Raw genomic sequence first — 25025 nt, forward strand, 5'->3', positions numbered from 1 at the left:
GAAATGCGTTAAGCTCGATGCACCTGAATGCACGAAGCGCCAAACGCATTGGAGCGAGCCATGGAATTGCAGTGCCCGAGTCTTTTCGAGCAGTCGGCCTATATCGGCGGCGCATGGGTCGATAGTACTTCGCTGCCGCGCGTGTCCGTCACCAATCCCGCCACGGGCGAGATCATCGGCTCGGTTCCGCAGGTCACGGCAGAGCAGGTGACCGAGGCCATCGAATGCGCGAACGCGGCCCTGCAGGACTGGCGTAGCTGGAGCAGCCGCGAACGTGCGTCGGTGCTGAGAGAGTGGGGGCGTCTCGTCGAACTTCATCGCGACGATCTCGCCATCATCCTGTGCAACGAGCAGGGCAAGCCGCTGCACGAAGCGCGCTCCGAGATCACGCAAGCCGCGAACTATCTCGACTGGTTCGCGGAGGAAGCGCGCCGCATCTACGGCGACAACATTCCCGCGCCGCGGCGCAATCAGCGCATCCGCGTGCTGCATCAGCCGATCGGCGTGTGCGGCGCCATCACGTCATGGACCTTTCCCTCGTCGATGGTCGCGCGACGCGTCGGCGCGGCGCTCGCGGCGGGCTGCACCGTCATTCATCATCCCGATCCGCAGACGCCTTTCTCCGCGCTCGCGCTGTGCGTGCTCGGCGAGAACGCGGGATTGCCGCGCGGCGTGCTGTCCGTGCTGACGGGCGAGGGCGAGCCGATCCGGACCACGCTGCTCGCGAGCGCCGACGTGCGCAAAGTGTCGTTCACCGGCTCCATCGACGAGGGCAAGCGGCTGATGAGCCTGTGCGCATCGACGGTGAAGAAGATGTCGCTCGAACTGGGTGCGAACTGTCCGTTCATCGTGTTCGGCGATGCGGACATCGACCTCGCCGTGAAGGGCGCGCTCGATGCGCGTTTTCGTCACTCGGGCCAGGCGGCGATGTGCGCGAATCGCTTCTTCGTGCATGAGGACGTCTACGAACGCTTCGTCGCGAAGCTCGTCTCGAAGGTCGCGTTGCTCAAGGTGAGCGACGGTCTGGACGAGGGCGCGCAGATCGGACCGCTCATCGGCGACGACGCGGTGACGCGCCTCGAAAGCCTCGTCGACGAAGCGGTCAGACTCGGCGCGAAGGTGGCGGCGGGCGGCTCGCGCGTCGCGCCGGGATCGAACTTCTTCAGGCCGACGGTGCTGACGGGCGTCGATCCGTCGATGAGCGTGTGCGGCGACGAAGTGCTCGGGCCGATCGCGAGCGTGCTGCAATTCAGGGACGAGGACGATGTCATCACGCTCGCGAACGACACGCGCACCGGCCTCGCGGCTTACTTCTACACGGCGGATATCAGCCGCGCGTTCAGGGTGATGGAGGCGCTCGAATGCGGCGTCGTCGGCGTGAACGACAGCCTCGTGTTCAACGAGGTCGCGCCGTTCGGCGGCATCAAGGAATCGGGGATGGGACGCGAAGGGGCGTCGTCGGGCGTGGAGGAGTATCTGGAAGCGAAGTATGTCTGCTTCGGGAATCTGGAGCGGTAGGGGCGCGGTCGGGCCGCTCACTCCGGCGGCCTCACCACCAGAATCGGCAAATGGCTATGCGTCAGCACCTTCTGCGTTTCACTCCCGAGCAATAGCCCGCGAATCCCGCCGTGCCCATGCGAGGCCATCACGATGAGATCGCAATGCCGCGTCTTCGCCGCATCGAGAATCGCCTCATAAGGATGCGTTCCGGTGGGCGCTTCCGTATCGCACGCCACGCCCGCTTGCGCGGCGATATCCCTGAGATTCTCCAGATACTGCCGGGCGCGCGCCTGATCGGCGGCCTGCGCCTCGTCCTGATCCGCGCCAACCATCTCGGCGCTATAAACGGTCATATGAAAGGGCCGCACCATATACAGACCGGTGATGCGCGCGTTGTTCTCTTTCGCGAGCGCGACCGCCGTGCGCACCGCCGCTTCGGATAGCGCGGAGCCGTCTGTGGGGACCAGCAGATGGTTGAACATGATGACGTCCTCCGGTTCTCTGGGGACATGAAAGAAAGTCGCGAAACGACCTTTCAAGTATAGGCGAGCGCCCGAATACCCTGCACAAAAATCATGTCCGCCGGGATTTTTTCGATGCCCTCGCGGGCACAGTAGAAAGCTTCCGGGCATCGGTCGCGAACCAGAAAAAAGTGCCATCGAAACTGACTTTTGTATAGGGACGCGCGCGGCGTCCTCTTCTATTCTCTGTCCCATCGAGACAATTCGCCCGACGCTGAAACCGCTTCGGAATCAGCGCCGGCGAACAAGCCACAGGAGAGGATGTTGACCAGGAAAGTCCCGCTCAAGATCGCCATCGCCGAACATCCGCATACGTCGGCGATCCGCGACGGCTCCATTCCCATCGAAGGCGTGGAGGCCGAGTTCATCACTGTCAAGCCGCAGATCGGCGCGTTTCGCCGCATGGTGCGCGATGTCGAGTTCGATGTCTGCGAGCTCGCGCCGACGACCTACATCATCGCGCGCGCTCATGGTGCGCCCTTCGTCGGGCTGCCGATCTTCGTCGTGCGACGTTTTCATCATGGCGGCCTGCTCGTGCGCCCGGACGCGGGCATCGAGACGCCGAAGGATCTCGAAGGCAGGAAGGTGGGCGTGCGCGCTTACTCCGTCACCACGGGCGTGTGGACGCGTCAGGTGCTCATCGACGAGTTCGGGCTCGATGCGTCGAAAGTGACCTGGGTCGTCGATGACGAGGAGCATGTGACGCAACTGAAGCTGCCGTCGAACGTGATCCACGCACCCGCTGGCAGCTCGCTCGCGGACATGATGGCCAAAGGCGAGCTCGCGGCGGGTTTCGCGGCGGCGGCGGGCATCGGACGCACCGGCGCGCCCACGGGCGGCTGGCAGGAAGTGGAGGCCGATTATCCCGATCTGCTGCCCGATGCAGCCGAACTCGAAGCCGATTACTACGCGCGCACCGGCGTTTACCCGATGCACGGCACGATCGTCGTGAAGGACGCGGTGCTGGCCGAGCATCCGTGGGTCGCGAAGTCCATTTACGACGCCTTCGATCGCGCGAAACAGGCATGGCTGCAACGCCTCGATTCGGGCGATGCGACCAGCCCGAGCGACAAGAAGTATCTCGCGCTGCGCAAGATCGTCGGCTACGATCCGCTGCCCTACGGTCTCGCCGAGAACCTGAAGACCATCGAAACGCTCGAAGCCACCGCGTTCGAGCAGGGCCTCACGCCGCGCCGCCTGTCCGTCGACGAGTTGTTCGTGGACCCGCTCGCCCGCTGATCGAACGAGAGAAGACGACGGAGACACGCATGATCGAGCACATCATCGATATCCACCCGCATATCGTTTCCGACGATGAAACGCGCTATCCGCCGGCGCCGCTGTTCGGCAAGCGCTCGGAGTGGTCGAAGGAGAGGCCGACGACCGTCGAGACCCTGATCGACGCGATGAATCAGGCAGGCGTCGCGAAAGCCGCCGTGGTGCATTCGTCGACGACCTATGGTTTCGATAACAACTATGTGATCGATGGCTGCGCGCAGTATGCCGACCGTCTGGTTGCCATCGGCTCCGTCGACGTGCTGCAAGCCGATGCGCCGAAACGCATTCGCGAATGGGTCGGACTCGGGCTCGCGGGCTTGCGCCTCTTCACCGGCGGCAGCACCAAGGCGTTCGATCCGAGCGAGCTCGACGACGAGCGTTCGTTTCCCGCGTGGGAATTGTGCGGCGAGCTCGGTTTGCCGATGTGCATTCAGACTGGCCCGACCGGCCTGCCGCAAGTGACGCGGCTTGCGAAGCGCTTCCCCAGCGTGGCGATCGTGCTCGATCATCTCGCGCGGCCCGACGTCGCCGATGGCATGCCGTATGCGAAGGCGCAGGGACTCTTCGATCTGGCTTCGTTCGACAATATCTATCTGAAACTCACGCCGCGAATTTTCGACGACGTGAAGAAGGAGAATGCCAGCGCCGAGACGTTCTTTCCGGCCGTGGTGGATGCATTCGGCGCGCAACGCATGGCGTGGGGCTCGAACTATCCGACCTCGCCCGGCACGCTCGCGGACATTCTCGCGACTGCGCAAGCGGGCCTCGCATCGCTGAGCGCAGAAGACCGCGCATGGATTTTCGGCAAGACCGCGCAGCAGTTGTATCCGGCCCTGGCCTGAGGCCGCGCCGTGTCCGCGCGGGCTGCATCAACATCGAATGCGGTCTGCGCGACGATCAATCGAACATAAGAGAAAGAAGCACATGGAGACAAGCAAACCGGCACGACAAGGGGACGCGGGCCGCTGGGCCGTGCTCGCGCTCCTCGCGATCGGCGTGTTGATTTCGTTCGTCGATCGGACCAGCATCTCGTCGACGCTGGCGGACGTCAACTTCATCCGCCATTTCGCGCTGACGGATATCGATCGCGGCTGGATCAACGCGGCCTTCTTCTGGTCGTATGGCGTCTTTCAGGTGCCGATGGGCTGGGTTGCCGACCGTTACGGCGTCAAGTGGCCCTACGCGATCAGCTTCGCGGCGTGGTGCATCGCCACCGCGTTGATGGGCGCCGTCACCGCGCTCTCGGCGCTCGTCGTGATGCGGCTCATCATCGGCATGGCGGAGGCTATCGTGATTCCGGCGAGTTATCGCTGGATTCGCAATAACTTCGATGAAAGCCAGAACGGTCTCGCCGTCGGCATTCTCGCGATGGGCAACAAGTTCGGCCCCGCGCTCGGCGCGCCTGTCGGTGCGTGGTTCATCGTCAACTATTCGTGGCAGATGATGTTCGTCGCGACGGGGCTCGCCGGCCTGATCTGGCTCGCGCCCTGGCTGCTGATGGTGAAGAACGATCTGCCGTCGAAGACCGAGCGCGCGGCGAAGGATCGCAGCGCGCGGACCGTCAGCCTCGCGAGCATTCTGTCGAGTCCGGTCGTGTGGGGCGGCATGACCACCAACTTCTGTTACGGCTATTTCACGTTCTATTGCATGACGTGGATGCCCGCTTATCTGGTCGAGCAACGCAGCTTGTCGATATCGAGTTCCGGCATCTTCACGTTCTTCAGCTTCGCGGGAATAGCGATCGTCGCGGCTATCGCGGGATGGGCCGCGGACCGGATCATCGCGCGCGGACACGATCCGATTCTCGTGCGCAAGGCATTCACGATCGCGGGCTTTATCGGCGGATGCACGGTTCTGCTCGGCGCTCATGCGCAGACGCTCGAAATGGCGCTGTTCTGGAACGTGCTGTCGCTTTCGCTGCTCGGCCTCGTCACGGCGAACAATCTCGTGCTGTCGCGCCTCACGCTGATCCCGAAGCAGGCAATCGGTCTCGTCACCGGCGTGCAGCAGGTCGCGACGAGTCTCGCGGGCGGCGTGGCGGCGAGCTTGTCTGGCTGGCTCCTTCACGTGAGCGGAAGCTATGACTTGCCGATGCTCGTGATCCTCGTGTTCCTTCTGATCGGCGCGACGGCCACGGCCATTCTTTACCGGCCCGAATGGGCGCCAAAAGCGAGTGAAGCGCAAGGCGCGCTGCATCGCGCATGAGACACACGGCAAAGCCGCCGCACGCGGCCTTGCAACCGATTCATTCATAGAGACAAGTACATGGCGAAGATCGTATTCGGGATGGCGGTGCCGCATAGCGGCATGCTGGGTCAGGCACCGGAGGACTGGCTGAAGAACGGCGAGCGGGACCGTCTCAATCCGGAGCTGTGGTATCGCAATCGGACATGGACGTATCCGGAACTGGAGGCGCATCGCGAAGCGGCGTTCGAAAAGTATCTGACGCTGGAAGAGCGCACCGCGCGCGCCGCACGCTGCCGTGCCGCGCTCGACGAGATGGCGGCCGCCTATCGCGAAGCGAAGGTCGATGTCGCGATCATTCTGGGCAAGGACCAGAAAGAAATCTTCACCGACTTCTCGCCGTCGATTGCCATTTATAGCGGCGCGGAAGTGCATAACGGCCCGCCGCAGCGCGCGGTCTATGCGCCGGATCATCATGTCGTGCATCAGTGTCATCCGAAGCTCGCGACGTATCTGATCGAGCACTTCCAGCGCGAAGGTTTCGACCTGACGGATCTTTTCGCGTGGCCCGACAACGTATGGATGAAGCCGCTTCCCGAGTATCCGGTCGTGCCGCACGCATACAGCTTCGTCTATCACCAGATCATGGGCGATAACCCGCCGCCGCATGTGCCGGTCATCATGAACTGCTTCTATCCGCCGACGCAGCCGTCGATGTCGCGCTGCATCGAGTTCGGACGCGTGCTGCGCGATGCGATCGCCGCGTGGCCGGAGGACGTGCGCGTCGGCATCTTCGCATCGGGCGGGCTCTCACACTTCGTCAACGACGAGGAGTTCGATCAACGCATCATGAAGATGCTCGCCGATTACGACTACGACGGCCTCGCCGCGGTCGACGATCGCTCGTATCAATCGGGCACGTCGGAGATCAAGCTCTATGTGAGCGTGATGAAGGCGGTGCAGGAAACCCGCGCGCAGATGACGCTCGTCGATTACGTGCCGTGCTGGCGCACGCCCGCCGGCACCGGCGAAGGCATGGGCTTCATGTACTGGAAGGCGGCCGACTGACTCGGTGGAAATGGCAGAAGCGGCGAGCGGCCCGGCGCGGCTCGCCTACGCATAATGACTGGAGGCAATTCGCTGTGAAATTCGCATCGTGTTTAGACAAGCTCCTCGCTTGCATGGCTATCGGGGGCGCATGGGCTTTAATCTCGACGGGCGCGCACGCCGCGCAGGCCGGCGATCTGCTGCTCAATCGCGTCGGCCCGGTGACGTCCGAGCTGTATGTGTCCAATGCGGACGGCACGGGCGAGCATAAGCTGCTGCCCACCGATGGCTTCGACTACCATGCGTCTTTCTCGAAAGACGGCCAATGGATCGTGTTCACGTCGGAGCGCGATGGACTCGGTCAATCGAATCTCTATCGCGTTAAGGTGGATGGATCGGGCTTGCAGCGTCTCACCGATCACATCGCAATCGACGATGCCGCCGTCTTCTCGCCGGCCGATCCGGACACCATCGCGTTCGTTTCATCGCGCAGGGGCGCGCAGGAGTTCGGCACGACGAATGTCTGGACGCTGAACATCGCGACGGGCGCGCTGAAAAACGTCACCGGCTCGATCAAGTTCGATCCGGCGAAGCCGCATGGCTTTTTCCGGCCGTCGTGGTCGCCCGATGGCAAGTGGCTCGCGTTGTCGTCGGATATCGGCTCCGACTGGCGCGGTCATAACTTGCCGGTCGGTTGGGAGCGCACGCAGGAAAGCAGCATCTATGTGATCCGGCCCGACGGCACCGGCTGGAAGAAGATCGCCGGCAATCCCGGCTATGACGACGGCTCGCCCGCGTGGTCGCCGGATGGAAAGCATGTCGTGTTCTATGAAACGCCGGTCGAATCCACGTGGGGCGCGCATCGTCCGGAAGGCATCAATTCGGTCAGCACGCAGATCGTGTCCGTGGATAGAGATAGCCTTGTCAAAACCACATTGACCTCGACGCCGGGCTTCAAGGTATTCCCGCAATATCTCAATGCGACCGATGTCGCGTATCACGTGAAGGGCGGCGATACCGAAGGTCTTTACACGACAGCCGGCGCCTACCGTTCGACGAGCAACACCGGCATCCGCTCGCCGCATTATTCCGCGGACGGCACCAGGATGGTCTATGAGAAAGTGACGTTCCGTCCCGCGCGTGCGAATGGATCGGCGCTGTTCAGCTTCGATCCCGCATGGAACTACAAGTACGTCGATGTGTTCCCGCAGTTATCGGCGGATCGCAAGAAGCTCGTGTACACGGAGAAGGCGCTCAATTCGTCCATCGCGATCGTCAATCCCGATTTCTCGGGCTATGCGCGCATTTACGATGCATCGGCGAGCGGTCTCGATGCCGTCATGATCAAGAAGGGTCTCGCGGGCGCATTCCAGCCGACGTGGTCGCCGGATCGCGAGTGGGTCGCGTTCGGCATCGGCGACTGGTTCTTCACGCGCGGCGCGGGTCCGGGCCGCATTGCGCGCATCAGGGCCGATGGCAGCATGAACGGGCATCCGGAGATCCTGACCGACGGCTCCATCAACGCGGGCTTCCCGAGCTATTCGCCCGATGGGAAAAAGATCGTCTATCGCGTATGGAGTCAGAAGGTGCAGGGCTTGCGCATTCTCGATCTCGATACGCGCACGACGACCGTGCTCACGACCGACGCCGATAACCTGCCGGGCTGGTCGCCGGACGGAACGAAGATCGTATTCACGCGCAAGCAGATCGATCCGGCCGATCCGAACAAATTCAACTACGACGTGTTCACGATCAAGCCGGACGGCACGGGTCTCGCGCGGCTGACTTCGGATGGATCGAATCAGGGACACGCGGTGTGGACATGGGACGGCCGCATCGCATATAGCTCGGGCACTTACGGTTTCCGCGACGAGCTTGCGCTCTACGACAACAGCTTCCAGCCCGACGGTCAAAACTGGGTGATGAACGCGGACGGAAGCGATCAGCATGCGATCACCGATACGCTGTGGGAAGAAGCGATGCCGATGTACGTGCCGAAGAACTGACGCACTGATTTCACTCGATGACCAAGGCGCCGTGCTTGTCGCACGGCGCCTTTCCATTTGCGGCTGCGCAGTGCGGCGTATCAGCGAAAAATGCCAGCGAAAAATGCCAGCGAATATGACTTTTGTGTAAAGGCTAACCGTCCCGATTTCAATAACATTCATTAGCACCGCCACACAAAAAGCCAAACGTCAGCGGCGCGGAATTAAAACACCATGGACGGAGACATGAAAAAGATATCGGTAGCTTTGCGCAAGCCGCTTCTCGGCGCGGCCATTGTTTGCTGTTTCAGCGAGTTCGCCCACGCGGAAGTCTTTACGGCGCCCAACACTTCGACGCCGACGCCCGCGAAGGAAACGCAGACGATCCAGCCGGGCGCGGACGCGCCGCTCAGCGCGCCGAGCCTCAAATCGGCGGAGGAGTTCGGTGAACCGCCGGTGACGTGGAACGACACGTATATCGGCTATCGCTACGGCAGCAACTTCCACTATCCGGGCGTGCCCGACAAGGTGACGCAGAACATCGGCTATCTGACGACGACCGGCGGTTTCCGCTTCGGCAGCTACGCATTCAACGTCGATTACCTCGTATCGAACGACGCGAATCCGGAAGCGGGCGGTCCTTCGTCGGGCGGTGCGCAGGAAGTGTACAGCGTGGGCCGCGTCGAGCTGAGCGCGTCGAAGATACTCGGGCGCTACGTCGGCTATGGCTTCATTCGCGACTATGGCGTCACGGCGGGCTATGAATTCGGCACCAAGAACGACGCGTTCGCGCAGCGCGCGCGCATGTTCGTGTTCGGTCCGACGATCGAATTCTCGGTGCCGCACGGCTTCTGGAACGTCACGGCGGGCCTCAGAACGGAAAGCAATCACAACGGCATCGCGGGCGTGGACGTTCGCTTCAATACCGCGTGGCACATCGAGAGTTCGTGGCTCTTTCCGTTCAGGCTCGGCCCCATGCCGTTCATCTTCCGCGGCTTCGCCAGCGTGACCGGTCCGAAGGGCAAGGACGGTTTCGGCGTGGAGACGCAGACGGAGTTCCTCACGCGCATGTCGCTGCTCGCGGACCTCGGCTCGTTCGCCGGCCATCCGCGAACCGTGTATGCGGGCGTCGGCTATGAGTACTGGCATCACATGTACGGCACGCCGACGAGCGCTGCGGTCAGCACGATCACGTCCGCGCCGATGCTGATGGCCGAAATCCACTTCTGAAGCGCCGCGACGGATCTCGCCGGCGTTCATCGGCGAGTCTTTTGGCGTGACTGCCGCAGCCTCAAAAAATAGAACGACAGGAGACTCGATGAAAGGGATGCGCCTCGCGCTGACGGGCGTCGCTTGCCTGTGCGGTTTGAATGCCGCACACGCGCAGTCGTCAGTGACGTTGTACGGCATTATCGATAACGGCATCGAATATAGAAATGCCACCGGCGGAAATGTGCTGCGCGCCGTGTCCGGCGGATTGTTCGCGAGCCGTTACGGCTTCAAGGGAAGCGAGGATATCGGCGGCGGACTGCGAATCAACTTCCAGCTGGAACAGGGCTTTTCCGGCGTGACCGGCGCGGCATCCAATGCGACCGCTGCGTTCAATCGCCAGGCCTGGGTGGGCTTGTCCGGTGCATTCGGCGAGGCGCGCTTCGGCTTGCAGAACACGCCGCAATACGTGTTCATCAATCCGGAGCTCGATCCGGTCGCGGTGATGAGCATCGGTTCGCCGATGAATAACTTCAACAGCCTGACCGTGCGCGTGAACAATGCGATTTCCTATTTCACGCCGACGGCTTATGGTCTGAGCGCGCAATTCATGGTCGCGATGCGCGATTCGACGACCACGCCGACGAACGGCTTGCAGTTCTATAACGCGGCCGTGCGCTACGTGAACGGACCTTTTCGTGCCGCTGCCGGTTACGAGCAGGCGGCGAACGCTGCCGGAACGTCGATACTGAAGCTGTTCAATGCAGGCGCATCGGTCGGTGTCGGCGCGGCGCGATTCTATCTCGCGTATCACACGGAACGTCAGACCGATGAAAGCGTGAAGCGCGACGTCTACGAAGCATCGGCATCGTACTCGTTCACACCCGCCGATCAGCTTTCGTTCATGTACGGTTATGCGCACGACCGGCTGGGACAAGGAAACAACGCGCAGCAAGTGGGCGTGACTTATTCGTATTCCCTGTCCAAGCGCACGACCTTGTACGGCTCCGCGGGCTTCATCCAGAATCGCAATCAGGCGCGCTTCACATTGAACGGAACCGGCTACACGGGCCTCGCAGTAGCACCGGGCGCCGACGCGCGCGGGGCCATCGTGGGCATGGTGCATCGCTTCTGATCCGCACGATCGTCCGGGTTAGCAGCAGGCGCACTTCACGGAAAGATGTGGAAAAATAAGAGTCATTTCCGTGACTCTCCTTGCGGGTTATGATGAGGCGGCCGGAATGGAAATGACGGCCGCCTTTGTTAGCCGCGGCCGCCAAGGAGACTTCATGACACACGGTGCCTCGGCAAAGCATCAACCCAAAGCGGGTGCCAAAGAAAAGTTTGCAACGGTTCCGAAAGTACGCCTGTACGTGGAGCGCCCGGAGAAGGAGCACTGGTTCGTGCACGTCGGGCATGTCACCGATCGCGGACGCTGGCGCACGGAGCCGCACGCGCATCCCGCATACGGTCAGCTTATTTTCGTGCGCAGCGGGCGCGGCGTGATCAATCTCGAAGGCAGCAACGTGCCGTTCGATGGGCCTTGCGCGTTGTTGTTGCCGACGGAATGCGTGCACGGCCTGGACTACGAGCTCGACGTCGACCGCTGGGTCGTGACGATCGAGGTGTCTTATCTGGCGCAAGTCAACGCCAGGCTCCATGAATTCATCGCGTTGTGGGCAGCGCCCCGCGTCATTCCTTTCACGGATTCCGCCGATGCGGGCGATGCGTTCTGCGACCTGATCCAGAACCTCAAGAAGGAAATCGAGTCCGATGCGGTCGGTCATGTCGTGGGCATCGAAGCGTTGCTCACAACGCTGCTGCTCAAACTGGTTCGCGCAACGCGTCTCGACGAAACGGGCGGAGAGAGCGGCTCGCGCAACGATATTCGTCTGGTCGAGCGTTTCCGCAAGCTGATCGACGAGCATTTCCGCGAGAATCTGGCGCTGCAGGACTATGCGTCGAAGATGGCGGTGTCGCTCGTGCAACTGCGCGCAGCATGCGCGTCCGCCGCAGAGCAAAGCCCGACGAAGATGATTCACGCGCGCATCATCACCGAGGCGAAGCGCAATCTGATCTTCGGCGACATGTCCGTCGAGCAGATCGCATTCGGCCTCGGTTTCGCGGATGCCGCGTATTTCACGCGGTTTTTCCGCAGGGAAGTGGGGCAGGCGCCGAGCCAGTTCCGTGCTTGCGCAAGGCAACAGCCGCAGCGCAGAGCGTCCGCGCAGTGACGGAGTCGAAAAGTCCCGGTGAATCGACGTTTCGTGCAGGGACGCGGATCGGCGAATCGAATACGCTTTGCCCATACTTTCAACGGCGCAAAGCTATTCGCATATGATTCGCTCGCGGCATGGAATCGGACTGACGGCGCTCTTCGTGCTCCTCGTGCTCTTCGTGCTTTCGTTGCTTGCAGCGTGCGCGAGCCCGTCATCGAACGTTGCGCAATCGGAACTCGTCTATATAGGCTCGCAGGAGCGGCACATTCATGCGCTGCGCCTCGATACGTCCACAGGCAAGCTCACGAACATCGGACCGGTCGCCGACGGCCTGCGCCCCACATGGGTCGAGGCTCATCCTCAACAACCCGTGCTCTACGCAGTCGACGACGATAACGCGAGAGAGGGAAGCGTCCTTGCCTACGCGGTGGATCGCGCATCGGGCGCGTTGACGCGAATGAACGCAATCGCGACCGAAGGCACGGGCACGACGAATCTGCATATCGACATGCCTTCGATGACCGTGCTCGCGGCGAACTACGGCAGCGGGTCCGTATCGAGCGTCGCGATCGATGCCGATGGAAATCCGACCGCGCTCGTATCGACGGTCACGGAGACCGGCTCCGGTCCGAACCGGCGGCAGGCGAGCGCGCATGCGCACAATGCCGTGGTCGATCCATCCGGACGTTATGTGCTGGTCCCTGACTTCGGCGCGGATCGCGTGTTCGTATATCGATTCGATCGCGCGACTCGGGCGTTGTCCGCTCAAGACCCGGAGAATTCGTTTATCGCGCCTCCGGGCAGCGGGCCTCGTCATATCGTTTTCTCCGCAAACGGGCGCTTTGCTTATCTGATCACCGAGCTATCGGCACAGGTGATGATGTTTCGCTGGGACGCATCGCAAGGGCGTTTGACGCTCATGCAGACGCTACCGATCACGAGCGCGGCATTTCAGGGCGTGAAGAGCGGCGCGGAGATCGCGATGAGCCACGACGCGCGCTTCGTGTATGTCGCGAACCGCGCGGAGAATGTGTTGATCGCCTATCGCGTCGATGCGGATTCAGGCGAACTCGCGGAGCTTCAGCGCGTGTCTTCGGGCGGTGACAAGCCGTGGGGATTCGCGATCGATGCCTCGGGAAAATGGATGATCGTCGCGAATCAGCGCGACGGCAAAGTCATCGTGTTCGGCATCGATCAGGCGTCGGGCATGCTGTCGGGCGCCGGACAATCCGCCGATATCGCGTCCCCGGTGAGCATCGCGTTCGTGCGATGAGCGTTAGCGGCCCATCGCCGCGCTCACCTCGTCGTTCAGGCGCACGGCCATGACGGGCGCTTCGGGGCCCACGTGCGACAGCTTCATCAAGCGCGGCTGCAACAGCAGTGCGACGAGTCCGCTCCATCCCGTCTGATGCGAAGCGCCGACGCCGCGCCCGTTGTCGCCATGAAAGTACTCGTGAAAGAGAATCAGATCCTGCGAGCGCGGATCGGCTTGCAGCATCGGATACGCGGCCATCACGGGACGCTTGCCTTCGGCGTCTTTCAGAAAGAGCGTGCCGATGCGCCGTGAAAGATCATCCGCGATTTCGCTCAGCGAATGCATGTTGCCCGATCCCGTCGGATGCTCGACGCGGAAATCGTCGCCGTAGTAGCGATGAAATTCGTAGAGCGACTCGATCAGCAAGTAATTGACCGGCATCCAGATCGGACCGCGCCAGTTCGAATTGCCGCCGAACACACGCGAGTCCGATTCCGCTGGAAGGTAGCGGATGCAGACATTCACGCCATCGTGATCGAAGATATAAGGCTTGTCGCAATGCACGCGGGACAGTGCGCGCACGCCGTATTCGGACAGAAACTCGGCCTGGTCGAGCGTGCGGCGCAAAAGCGCCTTCATGCGATGTCCGCGCAAAAGAGAAAGCAACGTGGTATTGCCTTTGCCGGGTTCGGTCCAGCGCGACACGAGCTTTGCGAGGTTCGGCCGATGATCGAGAAACCACACGAGGCGTTCACGCAGTCCGGGCAGATCGCCGTACACGCGCTCTTCGAGCACATGCACGGCGAACAGCGGAATGAGCCCGACCATCGACCGGATGCGCATGGGCACGCGCGTGCCGTTGGGCAGATGCAGCACGTCATAGAAGAATTCGTCGCTGCCGTCCCATAGGCCGGTATTGCAGACTTCGCCGCAACTCACGGCTTCCGCGATATACAGGAAGTGCTCGAAGAATTTCACCGCGATCTCGACATAGCTTTCGTTCGTCATCGCGAGTTCGAGGCCGATCTGCATGAGGTCGAGCGCGTACGACGCCATCCATGCGGTGCCGTCGGCCTGATCGATGCGTCCACCGGTCGGCAGCGGCTGAGACCGGTCGAAGATGCCGATGTTGTCGAGCCCGAGAAAGCCGCCCTGAAAGATGTTGCGATCGTCGGCGTCCTTGCGGTTGACCCACCACGCGAAGTTGAGCAGAAGCTTGTGAAACATCACTTCGAGAAATGCGTGATCGCCGATCCCGGTCATCTCCCGATCGAGCTCGAACACGCGCCACGTCGCCCATGCATGAACGGGCGGATTCGCATCGCCGAAAGCCCATTCGTATGCGGGCAATTGTCCGTTCGGATGCATGTAGCGTTCTTTCACGAGCAGCAGCAACTGCTTCTTCGCGAAGTCCGGATCGATGGTCGCGAATGCGACCGCATGAAACGCGAGGTCCCACGACGCGTACCACGGATACTCCCATTTGTCCGGCATCGACACGATGTCGCCGTTGCACATGTGTCGCCAGTCCGCGTTGCGGCCGTGACGGCGCCCGTGAGGCGGCGTGGGCAGGCCGGGATCGCCGTCGTGCCAGCGCGTCACGTCGAACTGGTAGTACTGCTTCGTCCAGAGCATGCCGGCGAGCGCCTGGCGCTGCACGAGTCGGGCGTCGGCATCGTCGATGTCGTGTTGCAGTGTCGCGTAGAACTCGTCGGCCTCCGCTTCGCGCGTCGCGAACAGTTGCGCCATGTCGAGCGGCGGATCGTTCGAAACCGACGCCGGACGCCAGCGCAGATACATCACTGCGCGTTCGTGCGCGCCTAGCCGCAGATGCACACGCGCGGCGCACCGCGTGCCATGATCGCGCCGGATCGCCTGTTCGTCGCCTTCGACGAGATAGTCGTTGAAGCCGTCCTTGAACGGCCCTGCGCCTTCGATACCGAAGATGCGACGAACGTTCGTTTCGTTCTCGCAGAAGAGCCATTCGACAGGCGCCTGTGCCGATGCGGTGACGATCATCGCGCCGTACGATGGATTGTTCGCGATGACGCGCGCGCCTTCTTTCGCGTCCTGTTCGAGCTTCAGCGAAGGCTTGCCCCATTTGCTCGACCAGGTCCATCGGTTGCGCGCCCAGAACTGCGGCAGCACATCGAGCGACGCAGCCTCGTTTGCGCGGTTCTCGACGGATACGCGCATCACGATGTCATCCGGCGCGTGCTTCGCATATTCGACGCAGACATCGAAGTAACGATCGTTGTCGAAGATGCCGGTATCGAGCACTTCGTATTCGGGAACGCCGGGACCGCGCCGCTTGTTCTCGTCGATGAGTTGCTGATACGGATACGCGTCGTGCGGATACTTGTACAGCATCTTCATGTACGAATGCGTCGGCGTGCCGTCGAGATAGAAGTACAGCTCCTTCACATCCTCGCCGTGATTGCCTTGCTCGTTGGTGAGGCCGAAGAGCCGTTCCTTGATGATCGGGTCGCGCCCGTTCCATAGTGCGAGCGACGCGCACCAGTCGAGCGGGTCATTGCCGAATCCCGCGATGCCGTCCTCGCCCCAGCGATACATGCGGCTGCGCGCATGGTCGTGCGGAAAGTAGTCCCACGCGGTACCGTATTCGCTGTAATCCTCGCGGACCGTGCCCCATTGACGCTCGCTCAGGTACGGCCCCCAGCGGCGCCAGCGGCTCAGCTCGGGACCATGCAGGCGGGAGCCTTCCTTCGTTTGCAGCAGATGGATTGCGCGTAGCGGTGGCATGCGACCTCCGGTCCGGTTGCCATCCAACGGGTTCGATGCGCGGTTTCCCGATGATAAGCGAAGTGAAAAAAGCGCGGCGATCAGGCGCTAATCGCGATTCACGACCGCGATTGTTCGACGTGATGTGCGACGTGCGATCGGGCCGTTGCGAGCGTACGATGGAAGATCTCCGGTGGCGATGCGTCATGACATCGGAGCGTGTTGTCGGGTGAATTCGAAGGGGGAGTCATGAACGCGAATAAAGTCGGCGCGCGCGTCAGGATGCTTCGGTGCGCTTGCGCGATGGCGGGAATCGTCATGCTGGCCGGCATGACGGGCGCTCAAGCAAGGACGATCACGGTCGTATCGGGAACGTATGGCGCGAACTGCGGCGCCGAATCCGGCAATGCGACGCACGATCTCACGCGTCAATGCGATGGCCTCGATACGTGTCAGTACATGCCGAACCGAAAGCGCATCAGTGACGCGACGCGGGCTTGCAAGAAGGATCTACAGGCAGACTGGCGTTGCACGGACAGCGAATTTCACACGGCGATGCTCAGCCCGGAGGCAGGCGTGAACAGCACGCTCGTGCTCAGTTGCGTCGAGCAAAACGGGCCGGGGCACTGAGTCGGTGTGCAGGCACTGCGTCGATGTGTGACGAGACCATCGATGACACGGTGTCATCAATCCCATAACCGGCAGGCCATTTTTCCCGGGAAGTCCGCGTCCTAACATGCGATCTGTCGAAACCAAACGAATCGCATAAGGAGTCGGACGATGTATGTCATCACTGGAATCACCGGGCAAGTCGGCGGCGCGCTCGCCAATGCGTTGCTGAAAGCGGGCAAACCCGTGCGCGCCGTCGTGCGCGACGAGAACAAGGGCATGGTCTGGTCCGCGCGCGGTTGCGAAGTCGCGCTCGCGACCATGACCGATGCCGATGCGCTTGCGCGTGCCTTCGAAGGCGCCGAGGCCGTGTTCATTCTGCCGCCGCCGGAATTCGATCCCGCGCCGCGCTTTCCGGAAGCGCGTGAGGTCATCGAGACGATCGTCGCGGCTATCGCGCGTGCCAGGCCGCGCAGGATCGTATGCCTGTCGACGATCGGCGCACAAGCCGTGCAGATCAATCTTCTGACGCAGCGCACGCTGCTGGAAGAAGCGCTTCGCAAGCAATCGATTCCGGTCACCTTCCTGCGCCCGGGCTGGTTCATGGAGAACTGCGCATGGGATGTCGATTCGGCGCGTGACGAAGGCATCTTGCATTCGTTTCTGCAACCGCTCGATCGCGCGATTCCGATGATCGCCACTGAGGACATCGGCGAACTCGCGGCGAAACTCATGCTGGAAGAATGGACGGGTGCGCGCATCGTCGAACTGGAAGGCCAGCAACGCACGAGCCCGAACGATATCGCCGCCGCATTCTCGGCCGTGCTCGGCAAGCCGGTGCGCGCGCAGGCCGTGCCCCGCGAAACATGGGAAACCCTTTTCGTGAGTCAGGGCATGAAGCATCCGATGCCGCGTATCCGGATGCTCGACGGCTTCAACGAAGGCTGGATCGATTTCGAAGGACGTCGCGAGGATATCCTCAAGGGCAAGACGCCGCTCGTCGATGTGATCCGCAAGCTCGCCGCGCGTTGATCCGTCGTTCAGCGACGCGCCCTGTCGGGCCGCGTGGGCATGCTCCCAGCCCACGCGGTCGCGCGCCGACAAGCGGCATGAAGCTTTCTCTGGAATTCTTTCTCATTGCATTCCGCAAGCTGTATACAGAATTCGAAAACCATACTTCGATACGCGCTCGGGGTCAATTCTTTGCGTCGCGAACTCATCGTTTCCACTGATCCATAAATCCGGTTCATGCGCGAATGAACAACTGTCGTTTGTCAGGGCTCGGCGTGCCGCTCAATATGCAGCCATCGACGACCCGGAGTCACTCGGTTCCAAGCCGCTCCGCAGAGGTCGTCCAACCACCGCCATAGGAGAAAAGCCCATGTCCAACGAAGTGATTGAAAAGCCGCAGTCGATCGTCAAGCCCGGCAAGGTCTCGATTTACGAGCCCGATCAAGAGGGCCTGATTTTCCCGACCGTGCCCGAGTTCGAAAATGTGGCCGAGCATCGCCAGTATCTGAAAGAGCGTCTGGTCGCTGCGTGCCGCGCATTTGCGCTCCAGGGCTACGACTATGGCTTTGCCGGCCACTTGACGGTGCGCGATCCGGAATACCCGAGCCTCTACTGGACGAACCCGATGGCCGTGCATTTCTCGCAAGTGAAGGTGTCGAACCTCATTTGCGCGGACCATCAGGGCATCGTCGTCGAAGGGGACTATGCGCTCAACCGCGCGGGTTTCGTTCTGCACGCGGCGGTCCACGAACAGCATCGGGATATCGTCGCGATGTGCCATGCACACACGACCTACGGCACGGCCTTCGCTGCGCTCGGCAAACCGCTCGCGCCGATCACGCAGGATGCGTGCGCGTTCTTCGAAGACCATATCGTGATCGGCGACGAGGCCGGCAAGGTCGCCGTCGAAGTGAAGGGTGGCAACAAGGTCGCAAACGCGTTCAACGGCGTGAAGGCTGCGATCCACCAGAATCACGGCCTGCTCACGGCGAGCCGTCACAGCATCGATTCAGCGGCGTTCTGGTTCATCGCGCTCGAGCGCTGCTGCCAGCAGCAACTGATGATCGACGCGACCGGCATCGCGCCGAAGCTCGTGCCCGAAGACCGCGCGCGCTACAGCCGCGAGCATGTGGGCAGCGACTACATCGGCTGGCTGCACTTCCAGACGATCTGGACCGATCTCGTGGCAACCCAGCCGGACATGTTCGACTAAATGGGCAAGGGACCGGCTCGGCAATGGATCTGCTCGCCGAGCCGTCATACCAGTTGAAGCAGCGTGAAGGCGAAAAGAACGCATGAGCGTCGGCGCTTTCATGGGTTTTCAAATCAGGAGACATACAATGAGTTCCCCCAGTCAAGCCGCCTATTTCACAAGCGACGAATCTTCCACGTATGGCAAGGTCATGTGGCGGATTTTGCCGTTCCTGTTTGTCTGCTACCTGTTCGCTTATCTCGATCGGATCAACGTCGCGTTTGCGAAGCTGCAAATGCTGAAGGATCTGGGATTCAGCGACGCAGTGTATGGACTCGGTGCGAGCGTGTTCTTCGTCGGCTATTTGCTATTCGAAGTTCCGAGCAATCTCCTTTTGCTGCGAGTAGGCGCAAGGCGCTGGATCGCACGAATCATGGTCACGTGGGGCGCGCTATCCGCATGTATGCTTTTCGTCGAAACACCGACTAGCTTCTACATCATGCGATTCTTGCTGGGCGTTGCCGAGGCGGGCTTCATTCCGGCAATCCTTTTGTATCTGACTTACTGGTTTCCGGCTTCCCGGCGCAGCAAAGTAACGGCGCTCTTTCTGACAGGCATTCCGATGTCGGGGGTATTGGGCGGTCCCGTTTCTGGCTGGATCATGACGCGACTTTCGGGCTCATACGGCATGAACGGATGGCAATGGCTTTTCCTGCTGGAAGGCGTTCCCACCGTCATTCTTGGCGTCATCGCTTTCTTTTATCTCGATGACAAAGTCAAAGATGCCAATTGGCTGACGGAATCGCAAAAGGAAATGATCGAGCGCAATTTGAACGACGAAACGCCTGAGCACAGTTTGCATTCGGTCCGGGACGGCCTGATCAATCCCAGGATTCTCTTGCTCAGCGCGATCTACTTCTTTTTCACGATGGGCCTGTACGGCGTCAGCTTCTGGCTGCCGACCTTGATCAAGGCAAGCGGCGTATCCAGCCCGATGAATATCGGGTTACTGACGGCAGTGCCGTATGGCGCAGCGGTCGTTGCGATGATCTTCGTCAGCAGAACCTCCGACGCGAGCGGTGAGCGGCGCTGGCACCTCGCTATTCCAGGACTGGTCGGCGCCGCGGGACTGGTTTTCAGCGTGATGTACGCCGGTTCGACGGCGCTTGCCATGATCGCGCTGACCGTCGGCACGATGGGCGTCATGACCACGATCTCGCAATTCTGGGTGCTGCCACCGGCCATTTTCAGCGGCGCCGCTGCTGCGGCGGGACTCGCCCTGGCGAATTCCGTGGGGAGCATTTCGGGTGTGGTCAGCCCTTCGCTGATCGGGTTCGTGCAAACCGCGACAGGCTCGACTGGCAACGCCGTGCTCGCACTGGCAGCAAGCCTCATGATCGGGAGCGTTCTCGTGTTCACCGTGCCTGCGAAGCTCGTCAATTCTTCCCGGAAAGCGCGCGACTGAACGAGCACGCGGCGACCCCCAGACGGCGGTTCTTGAAAGTCGGTCCCGGGGCGCCCGAACTAGCGTTTACCCATAAAGACAGTGCCCGATTTCGAGCTTAATCTTTGTATACAGAGTTCGGACCACAGAATGCCGAACTCAGATCCCACTTTGAAAGGAGCAGGTCATGAGCGTCAAGTCCGAAAAGGTCGAAGGTCAGAAAAGCGCCGGCGGCGCCCCGACGGCGAAGAAGCTGATCCCGTATGGCGGCTATTACGCGAGCAAGGTGCCCGGCCACGATCCCGAACTGACGGAGACAGGTCCCGGCACGCCGATGGGCGAATACATGCGCGCCTTCTGGCATCCGGTGTGCATGTCGATCGAGCTGACCGACACGCCGCGTTTCTTGAAGATCCTGGGTGAAGAACTGGTCGCCTTCCGCGATGGCAGCGGTGCAGTCGGCGTCTTGCATGCTCATTGCGTGCATCGTGGCGCTTCGCTCGAATACGGCAAGATTCTCGACAAGGGCATCCAGTGCTGCTACCACGGTATGGTGTTCGATGTGGACGGCTCCTGCCTGCATGTCCCTTTCCCGAAGGGCGAAGAAAAGGAAGCCGAAAGATACGCGTGCTCTATTCAGCAAGGGGCGTACAAGGCCGTGGAGCGCAACGGGCTCGTCTTCGCCTATATGGGACCGCCGGACGCAGAGCCGCCCTTCCCGGAGTGGGAAGGGGATTTCACGGTCGCCCCGGGCGATGAACTCGTTCCCTACAGCAACTTCCAGCATTGCAACTGGCTGCAGGTGCAGGACAACGCAGCGGATAACTTCCATCCCACCGCACTGCACGCAGCGAAGAACGTGGTGAACGGAAAGTACCAGGAGACGACCTTCGACGAAGTCGGCGCAGCGTCGATGGAAGTTGCACCGGACATGCAATTCGTTCCGGTGCAAGGAGGCCGAAGCCTGGCCTGCGCTGGCGCGCGCCGTGTCGATGACGATCGGCTTTTCGTGCGCGTGCAGCATCAGGTATTGCCGAATCTGAGCCTCCATGCCTACACGTCCGAAGACGGTAAAAAGAAGAAGTTGTTCAGCCGCTTCCACATCATTCGCTGGACCGTCCCCGTCGACGATGAGAACAGCAAGATGATCGGATGGCGCGTGATGGGCCCCGGCATCGACACACGCGGCATCGGCAAGAAAGAGCTGGTCGGTTACGAGAGCATCGACTTCCTCGATGGCCAGGTTGCGATGCGTCGTCCCGAGCGCTTCGGCAAGTACACGATCGACGACCTTGTTCCGATTCCCGCGAACCATCGCGAGCGTGCGAACTATAAGGATGCACAGCACGCGCCGGGCGACTACGAGGCGATCATCAGTCAACGTTCCATCGCCGTGCACGCGCTCGAGAACCCGACCAAATTCGACGCGGGCGTCTACCAGTTCCGCAAGCTGCTTCGCGATGCCGTGCGCGGGACCAATGCCGCCGCGTCGGCGCACGGGTTTGCTGAATGGTTCAAGGAACACGCGGGTGCGCCGAACAGCTTCTGTACCGGCAACGTTTTCGACATTCCGATTGCCGCAACGGTCGAGGACGAGGTCGTGCAACGCCGCGCCGTGACCAAAAAGGTCGTCGCCATTCTTGCCGAAAGCGAAAGCCTGAATCTGAAGGGGCAGGAGCGTGCCGACTTCGTGCGCGCGAAGTTGGAGGAGATGGAGCAATCGATCAAGGGGTAAAGCAGTCACGGGCCGAGCGGATTGGCCCCGTCCTCGCCCGCTCGGTCGAACCTCAGCTTCATTGACAGCAGCAGACAGGAACAGAAATGGACACCGTATTGGAAGAGCCGAATCCCACGAAGACGACGCTGAAGCTCTTGGTCAAGCAAATCCGGTTTGAGGGAAAAGGAATCAACTCTTACGAACTGGTTGACCCTGAAGGCGAGGATCTGCCGCCGTTCGACGCAGGCGCTCACATCGATATCTATGTCGGCGATGGGCTGATCCGGCAATATTCGCTGTGCAATGCTCCGAGTGATCGCAAGCGCTATGTCATCGCGGTGTTGCGCGACGAGAGCGGGCGCGGCGGCTCGAAAGCCGTTCACGACAAGATCCGCGTCCAGGATATCGTGAAGATCAGCGAGCCACGCAATCATTTCCATCTGATTCAGGATGCGAAGAAGGTCATCCTCATCGCGGGCGGTATCGGCGTCACGCCATTGAAGGCGATGGCTCACGAACTCGAGGCGAGCGGCATCGACTTCGAGATGCACTATTGCGCGAAGGAGTTTGCGTATGCGGCGTTCACGGCGGAACTCGAAGCGCTGAGAGATCGCGGGAAGCTCCACTATCACTTCGACGGCGGTCAACCGGGAGCGGGCCTCGATATCGGCCGCTTATTGATCGAGCCGAGCTCCGGTACGCACGTGTACTACTGCGGCCCCGGTGGTTTCATGAAAGCGTGCGCGGACGCGTCCGCGCATTGGCCTGCGGGCACCGTTCATTTCGAGCACTTCAAGGCTCCCGCGCGGCCGGTCAGCGCAAGAGAGGCTTCTGACGCCGCTGGCGATTTCATCGTGAAGATCGCCAGTTCGGGCCAGCAAATTCCTGTCCAGCGGGATCAGAGTATCGCCGACGCGTTGAGCGCCGCGGGCGTTACGGTCGAGACATCGTGTTGCGCCGGACTATGCGCGACGTGCAAGGTCCGCTATCTCGAAGGCGAAGTCGAACACAACGACTTCATCCTGAGCGACGAGGAAAAAGCGGAGTACCTCACGACATGCGTGTCGAGAGCGACCAGTAAAGAACTGGTGCTCGATCTGTGACGTTCCACCCATACTGACCGAACCTCATTTCTCTCCGGCGTGGACGGGCAATTCACAGTGACTTCATCCTCGAGAATCGCGCGGGCGCGCCGACTTTGGCGGCACGTCGACGCTTGTTGGCAGAGCATCCGATCGAAATGGTGGGTGCTCGGCTACGCATCGATGATGCCGTGGATCGCGACGAACGCTTTGGCGGACAAGCCGCGGAACTAGCCTTCGTCCTTCGCGGCTCAGGATCGATACGAGCGTCTCGTGCGCTCGTTCCGACGAGATGGAAGAGGTGCAATGTCACCCACTATTGCATGTGCTGGGGCGCGGCGATATGCTGGAGTATTCAGTATCCAAAGAGCGAAATCATGGCCGTCAATCTGGTCAAGCTTCAGGCGCGCACCGACTATGTCGATGAGGTGTACAGGGTTCTGCTGGACGCGATCAGTGATGGATCTCTCTCGCCGGGAACGCGGATCACGCAGGAAGAAATCGCCGAGCAACTCGCCGTTTCTCGCTCGCCGGTTCTTCAGGCGCTTCGTCTGCTCAAGAAGGATGGCCTGGTCATCGACGCACCGGGTCGCGGCCTGCTGGTCGCGCCGCTGGACCCCGGTTGGATCGGCCACCTCTATGAGATCAGAGGGGCGCTCGACTCTCTCGCGGCGCGACTCGCCGCGCAGAAGCGCTGGAAAATCGATCCGCAGATCATGACCAACGGCCGCAAGGTGGCGAAAGGCCGAGACGTGACCGCCATGATCGAGGCCGATGTGGCGTTCCATTTCGCCATCTATGTCGCGTCGGGAAATCCGTTGATCGCGGAGACGGCCCGTTCGCATTGGGTTCATCTCCGGCGGGTCATGGGAGCCGTGCTTCAATCGTCGACCCAGCGCAAGACAATCTGGGACGAGCACGCCGCAATCGCGTCGGCCATCGCGGATGGCGACGAGGCGCTGGCGATGGAACTGAGCGAGCGCCATGTCCGGATGGCGCGCGAGAATCTCATCCCGAGAGTCGAAGAGGTCCTCGCGCGTCAACACTAGGTTTCCAGGTCGGATGCCATCGAACTGGAGTTCGACGTCCATGAGAGCGTGCAACGATGAGGCGCATCCCGAATTTTGTCCTGCTACGCGCGTTCGAGTCGGCGGCTCGGCTGCAGAGCTTCACGCTCGCTGCCGAGGAATTGCATCTGACGCAATCCGCGATCAGTCATCAGGTGAAGGAACTCGAAGAGTACTTTGGCCGCAAGCTTTTTCATCGACGGAACCGTCGGGTCGAGCTGACGCAGGAAGCGCTCAGGCTGCAGGAAAGTCTCGGCCGAGTGTTCGATGTCATCGAGGCCGCGTGTGGCGATGTGGCGCTTTCCCCGAAAGCGCAAGTTCTGGTGGTCCACTGTGCGCCCAGTTTCGCGGCGAAATGGCTCGGCCCGCGACTTCCCGAGTTCATGCGAGAACATCCCGACGTGACGATCCGCTTGTCATCGAGCGCGGAGGCCATCGACCTGACGCAGCTTCAAGACATCGATATCGCCGTTTCTTACGGCTACGCGCTGGAGCGGCCCGGCATCACGACGATCGCGATGGGTCGGGAGCGCATCGTTCCGCTTTGCTCGCCCTCGCTGATAGATAAAAACGTCTCGCTCATGTCGTTCATGGCGTCCGCAACGCTCATCGACTCGCAGTTGAGCCGTGTAACCTGGCCCGAGTGGTTCGTGCTGAACAACATTCCGCTGCCCGCGCAGCCGAGACCTTCTTTCGACAGAGCCGCGCTCGTGCTTTCGGCTGCGGTGGACGGCATGGGTGTCGCGCTCGAGTCGGTCAGGCTCGCGGAGCGCGAGCTGGCGCGCGGTGATCTGATCGAACTCGGAGGCGATGTCTTTCGACCGCTTGCGCGGGAAACGCATTTTCTCTCTTATCGAATGAGCGAAAGGAACGTCGAAAAGGTCAAATGCTTTCGTCGCTGGCTGTGGGAAAAGGCCGGGCTCGAAGCCGATGCGGCTTTTCCCTGAAGAGCGGTAACTGCCT

20 protein-coding genes are annotated in these 25025 nt (G+C 61.3%); 18 read left to right on the forward strand and 2 right to left on the reverse strand.

Annotated elements, in window-relative coordinates:
• Positions 1-60: 60 nt before the first annotated feature.
• Positions 61-1518: an NAD-dependent succinate-semialdehyde dehydrogenase gene (locus U4Y90_RS18970; RefSeq protein WP_321796772.1), complete on the forward strand. Its 1458-nt coding sequence runs from the start codon at positions 61-63 to the stop codon at positions 1516-1518.
• A 17-nt stretch (positions 1519-1535) separates the two neighbouring features.
• Here the strand turns inward: U4Y90_RS18970 and U4Y90_RS18975 are convergent, their stop codons facing one another.
• On the reverse strand, positions 1536-1982 hold the full coding sequence (locus U4Y90_RS18975) for a universal stress protein (RefSeq protein ID WP_321796773.1): 447 nt from the start codon (positions 1980-1982) through the stop codon (positions 1536-1538).
• Positions 1983-2282: 300 nt separating this feature from the next.
• On the opposite strand from U4Y90_RS18975, the gene U4Y90_RS18980 reads away from it, so the two are divergent.
• The 9 genes from U4Y90_RS18980 (at position 2283) to U4Y90_RS19020 (ending at position 13216) form a co-directional block, all read left to right on the forward strand.
• On the forward strand, positions 2283-3260 hold the full coding sequence (locus U4Y90_RS18980) for an ABC transporter substrate-binding protein (RefSeq protein WP_321796774.1): 978 nt from the start codon (positions 2283-2285) through the stop codon (positions 3258-3260).
• 29 nt (positions 3261-3289) lie between these two features.
• On the forward strand, positions 3290-4141 hold the full coding sequence (locus U4Y90_RS18985; protein ID WP_321796775.1) for an amidohydrolase family protein: 852 nt from the start codon (positions 3290-3292) through the stop codon (positions 4139-4141).
• Positions 4142-4223: 82 nt separating this feature from the next.
• Complete coding sequence (locus U4Y90_RS18990) at positions 4224-5504, forward strand: MFS transporter (protein ID WP_321796777.1); 1281 nt, start codon at positions 4224-4226, stop codon at positions 5502-5504.
• A 60-nt stretch (positions 5505-5564) separates the two neighbouring features.
• Positions 5565-6551, forward strand: coding sequence for a protocatechuate 3,4-dioxygenase (locus U4Y90_RS18995; protein ID WP_321796778.1), 987 nt, complete (start codon positions 5565-5567; stop codon positions 6549-6551).
• 113 nt (positions 6552-6664) lie between these two features.
• Entirely contained in the window at positions 6665-8536 is a 1872-nt protein-coding gene (locus U4Y90_RS19000) for a hypothetical protein (protein ID WP_321796779.1), read from the forward strand.
• A 225-nt stretch (positions 8537-8761) separates the two neighbouring features.
• Positions 8762-9745, forward strand: coding sequence for a hypothetical protein (locus tag U4Y90_RS19005; protein WP_321796781.1), 984 nt, complete (start codon positions 8762-8764; stop codon positions 9743-9745).
• Between the two features lie 88 nt (positions 9746-9833).
• Positions 9834-10859, forward strand: a complete 1026-nt coding sequence (locus U4Y90_RS19010; RefSeq protein ID WP_321796783.1) for a porin — start codon at positions 9834-9836, stop codon at positions 10857-10859.
• Positions 10860-11013: 154 nt separating this feature from the next.
• Complete coding sequence (locus tag U4Y90_RS19015) at positions 11014-11958, forward strand: helix-turn-helix domain-containing protein (RefSeq protein ID WP_321796785.1); 945 nt, start codon at positions 11014-11016, stop codon at positions 11956-11958.
• Between the two features lie 67 nt (positions 11959-12025).
• Entirely contained in the window at positions 12026-13216 is a 1191-nt protein-coding gene (locus U4Y90_RS19020) for a lactonase family protein (protein WP_321796787.1), read from the forward strand.
• Between the two features lie 3 nt (positions 13217-13219).
• On the opposite strand, the gene U4Y90_RS19025 is transcribed toward U4Y90_RS19020, so the two are convergent.
• Positions 13220-15961, reverse strand: a complete 2742-nt coding sequence (locus tag U4Y90_RS19025; RefSeq protein ID WP_321796788.1) for an MGH1-like glycoside hydrolase domain-containing protein — start codon at positions 15959-15961, stop codon at positions 13220-13222.
• 228 nt (positions 15962-16189) lie between these two features.
• On the opposite strand from U4Y90_RS19025, the gene U4Y90_RS19030 reads away from it, so the two are divergent.
• The 8 genes from U4Y90_RS19030 to U4Y90_RS19065 all read left to right on the forward strand — a co-directional run bounded on the left by U4Y90_RS19030 (position 16190) and on the right by U4Y90_RS19065 (position 25009).
• Positions 16190-16570 (forward strand): hypothetical protein, encoded by a 381-nt coding sequence (locus U4Y90_RS19030; protein WP_321796790.1) that lies wholly within the window; start codon positions 16190-16192, stop codon positions 16568-16570.
• A 150-nt stretch (positions 16571-16720) separates the two neighbouring features.
• Positions 16721-17581: an NmrA family NAD(P)-binding protein gene (locus U4Y90_RS19035; RefSeq protein ID WP_321796792.1), complete on the forward strand. Its 861-nt coding sequence runs from the start codon at positions 16721-16723 to the stop codon at positions 17579-17581.
• 349 nt (positions 17582-17930) lie between these two features.
• Positions 17931-18773, forward strand: coding sequence for a class II aldolase/adducin family protein (locus U4Y90_RS19040; protein ID WP_321796793.1), 843 nt, complete (start codon positions 17931-17933; stop codon positions 18771-18773).
• A gap of 127 nt (positions 18774-18900) precedes the next feature.
• Complete coding sequence (locus tag U4Y90_RS19045; RefSeq protein WP_321796794.1) at positions 18901-20217, forward strand: MFS transporter; 1317 nt, start codon at positions 18901-18903, stop codon at positions 20215-20217.
• Positions 20218-20383: 166 nt separating this feature from the next.
• A complete protein-coding gene (locus U4Y90_RS19050) occupies positions 20384-21931 on the forward strand; it encodes a Rieske 2Fe-2S domain-containing protein (protein ID WP_321796796.1) in 1548 nt (515 codons plus the stop codon).
• Positions 21932-22017: 86 nt separating this feature from the next.
• Positions 22018-23016 (forward strand): PDR/VanB family oxidoreductase, encoded by a 999-nt coding sequence (locus U4Y90_RS19055; RefSeq protein ID WP_321796797.1) that lies wholly within the window; start codon positions 22018-22020, stop codon positions 23014-23016.
• A gap of 356 nt (positions 23017-23372) precedes the next feature.
• A complete protein-coding gene (locus U4Y90_RS19060; protein WP_321796799.1) occupies positions 23373-24044 on the forward strand; it encodes a GntR family transcriptional regulator in 672 nt (223 codons plus the stop codon).
• 56 nt (positions 24045-24100) lie between these two features.
• Complete coding sequence (locus U4Y90_RS19065; protein WP_321796800.1) at positions 24101-25009, forward strand: LysR substrate-binding domain-containing protein; 909 nt, start codon at positions 24101-24103, stop codon at positions 25007-25009.
• The last annotated feature ends 16 nt before the right edge of the window (positions 25010-25025 follow it).

Source organism: Caballeronia sp. J97 (assembly GCF_905220305.1).
Taxonomy (GTDB): Bacteria; Pseudomonadota; Gammaproteobacteria; order Burkholderiales; family Burkholderiaceae; genus Caballeronia.

Excerpts from the sequence above, each read along its gene's own strand:
- U4Y90_RS18970 (WP_321796772.1), top strand. The coding sequence starts at position 61 with ATGGAATTGCAGTGCCCGAGTCTTTTCGAGCAGTCGGCCTATATCGGC.
- U4Y90_RS18975 (WP_321796773.1), bottom strand. The coding sequence starts at position 1,982 with ATGTTCAACCATCTGCTGGTCCCCACAGACGGCTCCGCGCTATCCGAA.
- U4Y90_RS18980 (WP_321796774.1), top strand. The coding sequence starts at position 2,283 with ATGTTGACCAGGAAAGTCCCGCTCAAGATCGCCATCGCCGAACATCCG.
- U4Y90_RS18985 (WP_321796775.1), top strand. The coding sequence starts at position 3,290 with ATGATCGAGCACATCATCGATATCCACCCGCATATCGTTTCCGACGAT.
- U4Y90_RS18990 (WP_321796777.1), top strand. The coding sequence starts at position 4,224 with ATGGAGACAAGCAAACCGGCACGACAAGGGGACGCGGGCCGCTGGGCC.
- U4Y90_RS18995 (WP_321796778.1), top strand. The coding sequence starts at position 5,565 with ATGGCGAAGATCGTATTCGGGATGGCGGTGCCGCATAGCGGCATGCTG.
- U4Y90_RS19000 (WP_321796779.1), top strand. The coding sequence starts at position 6,665 with ATGGCTATCGGGGGCGCATGGGCTTTAATCTCGACGGGCGCGCACGCC.
- U4Y90_RS19005 (WP_321796781.1), top strand. The coding sequence starts at position 8,762 with ATGAAAAAGATATCGGTAGCTTTGCGCAAGCCGCTTCTCGGCGCGGCC.
- U4Y90_RS19010 (WP_321796783.1), top strand. The coding sequence starts at position 9,834 with ATGAAAGGGATGCGCCTCGCGCTGACGGGCGTCGCTTGCCTGTGCGGT.
- U4Y90_RS19015 (WP_321796785.1), top strand. The coding sequence starts at position 11,014 with ATGACACACGGTGCCTCGGCAAAGCATCAACCCAAAGCGGGTGCCAAA.
- U4Y90_RS19025 (WP_321796788.1), bottom strand. The coding sequence starts at position 15,961 with ATGCCACCGCTACGCGCAATCCATCTGCTGCAAACGAAGGAAGGCTCC.
- U4Y90_RS19030 (WP_321796790.1), top strand. The coding sequence starts at position 16,190 with ATGAACGCGAATAAAGTCGGCGCGCGCGTCAGGATGCTTCGGTGCGCT.
- U4Y90_RS19035 (WP_321796792.1), top strand. The coding sequence starts at position 16,721 with ATGTATGTCATCACTGGAATCACCGGGCAAGTCGGCGGCGCGCTCGCC.
- U4Y90_RS19040 (WP_321796793.1), top strand. The coding sequence starts at position 17,931 with ATGTCCAACGAAGTGATTGAAAAGCCGCAGTCGATCGTCAAGCCCGGC.
- U4Y90_RS19045 (WP_321796794.1), top strand. The coding sequence starts at position 18,901 with ATGAGTTCCCCCAGTCAAGCCGCCTATTTCACAAGCGACGAATCTTCC.
- U4Y90_RS19050 (WP_321796796.1), top strand. The coding sequence starts at position 20,384 with ATGAGCGTCAAGTCCGAAAAGGTCGAAGGTCAGAAAAGCGCCGGCGGC.
- U4Y90_RS19055 (WP_321796797.1), top strand. The coding sequence starts at position 22,018 with ATGGACACCGTATTGGAAGAGCCGAATCCCACGAAGACGACGCTGAAG.
- U4Y90_RS19060 (WP_321796799.1), top strand. The coding sequence starts at position 23,373 with ATGGCCGTCAATCTGGTCAAGCTTCAGGCGCGCACCGACTATGTCGAT.
- U4Y90_RS19065 (WP_321796800.1), top strand. The coding sequence starts at position 24,101 with ATGAGGCGCATCCCGAATTTTGTCCTGCTACGCGCGTTCGAGTCGGCG.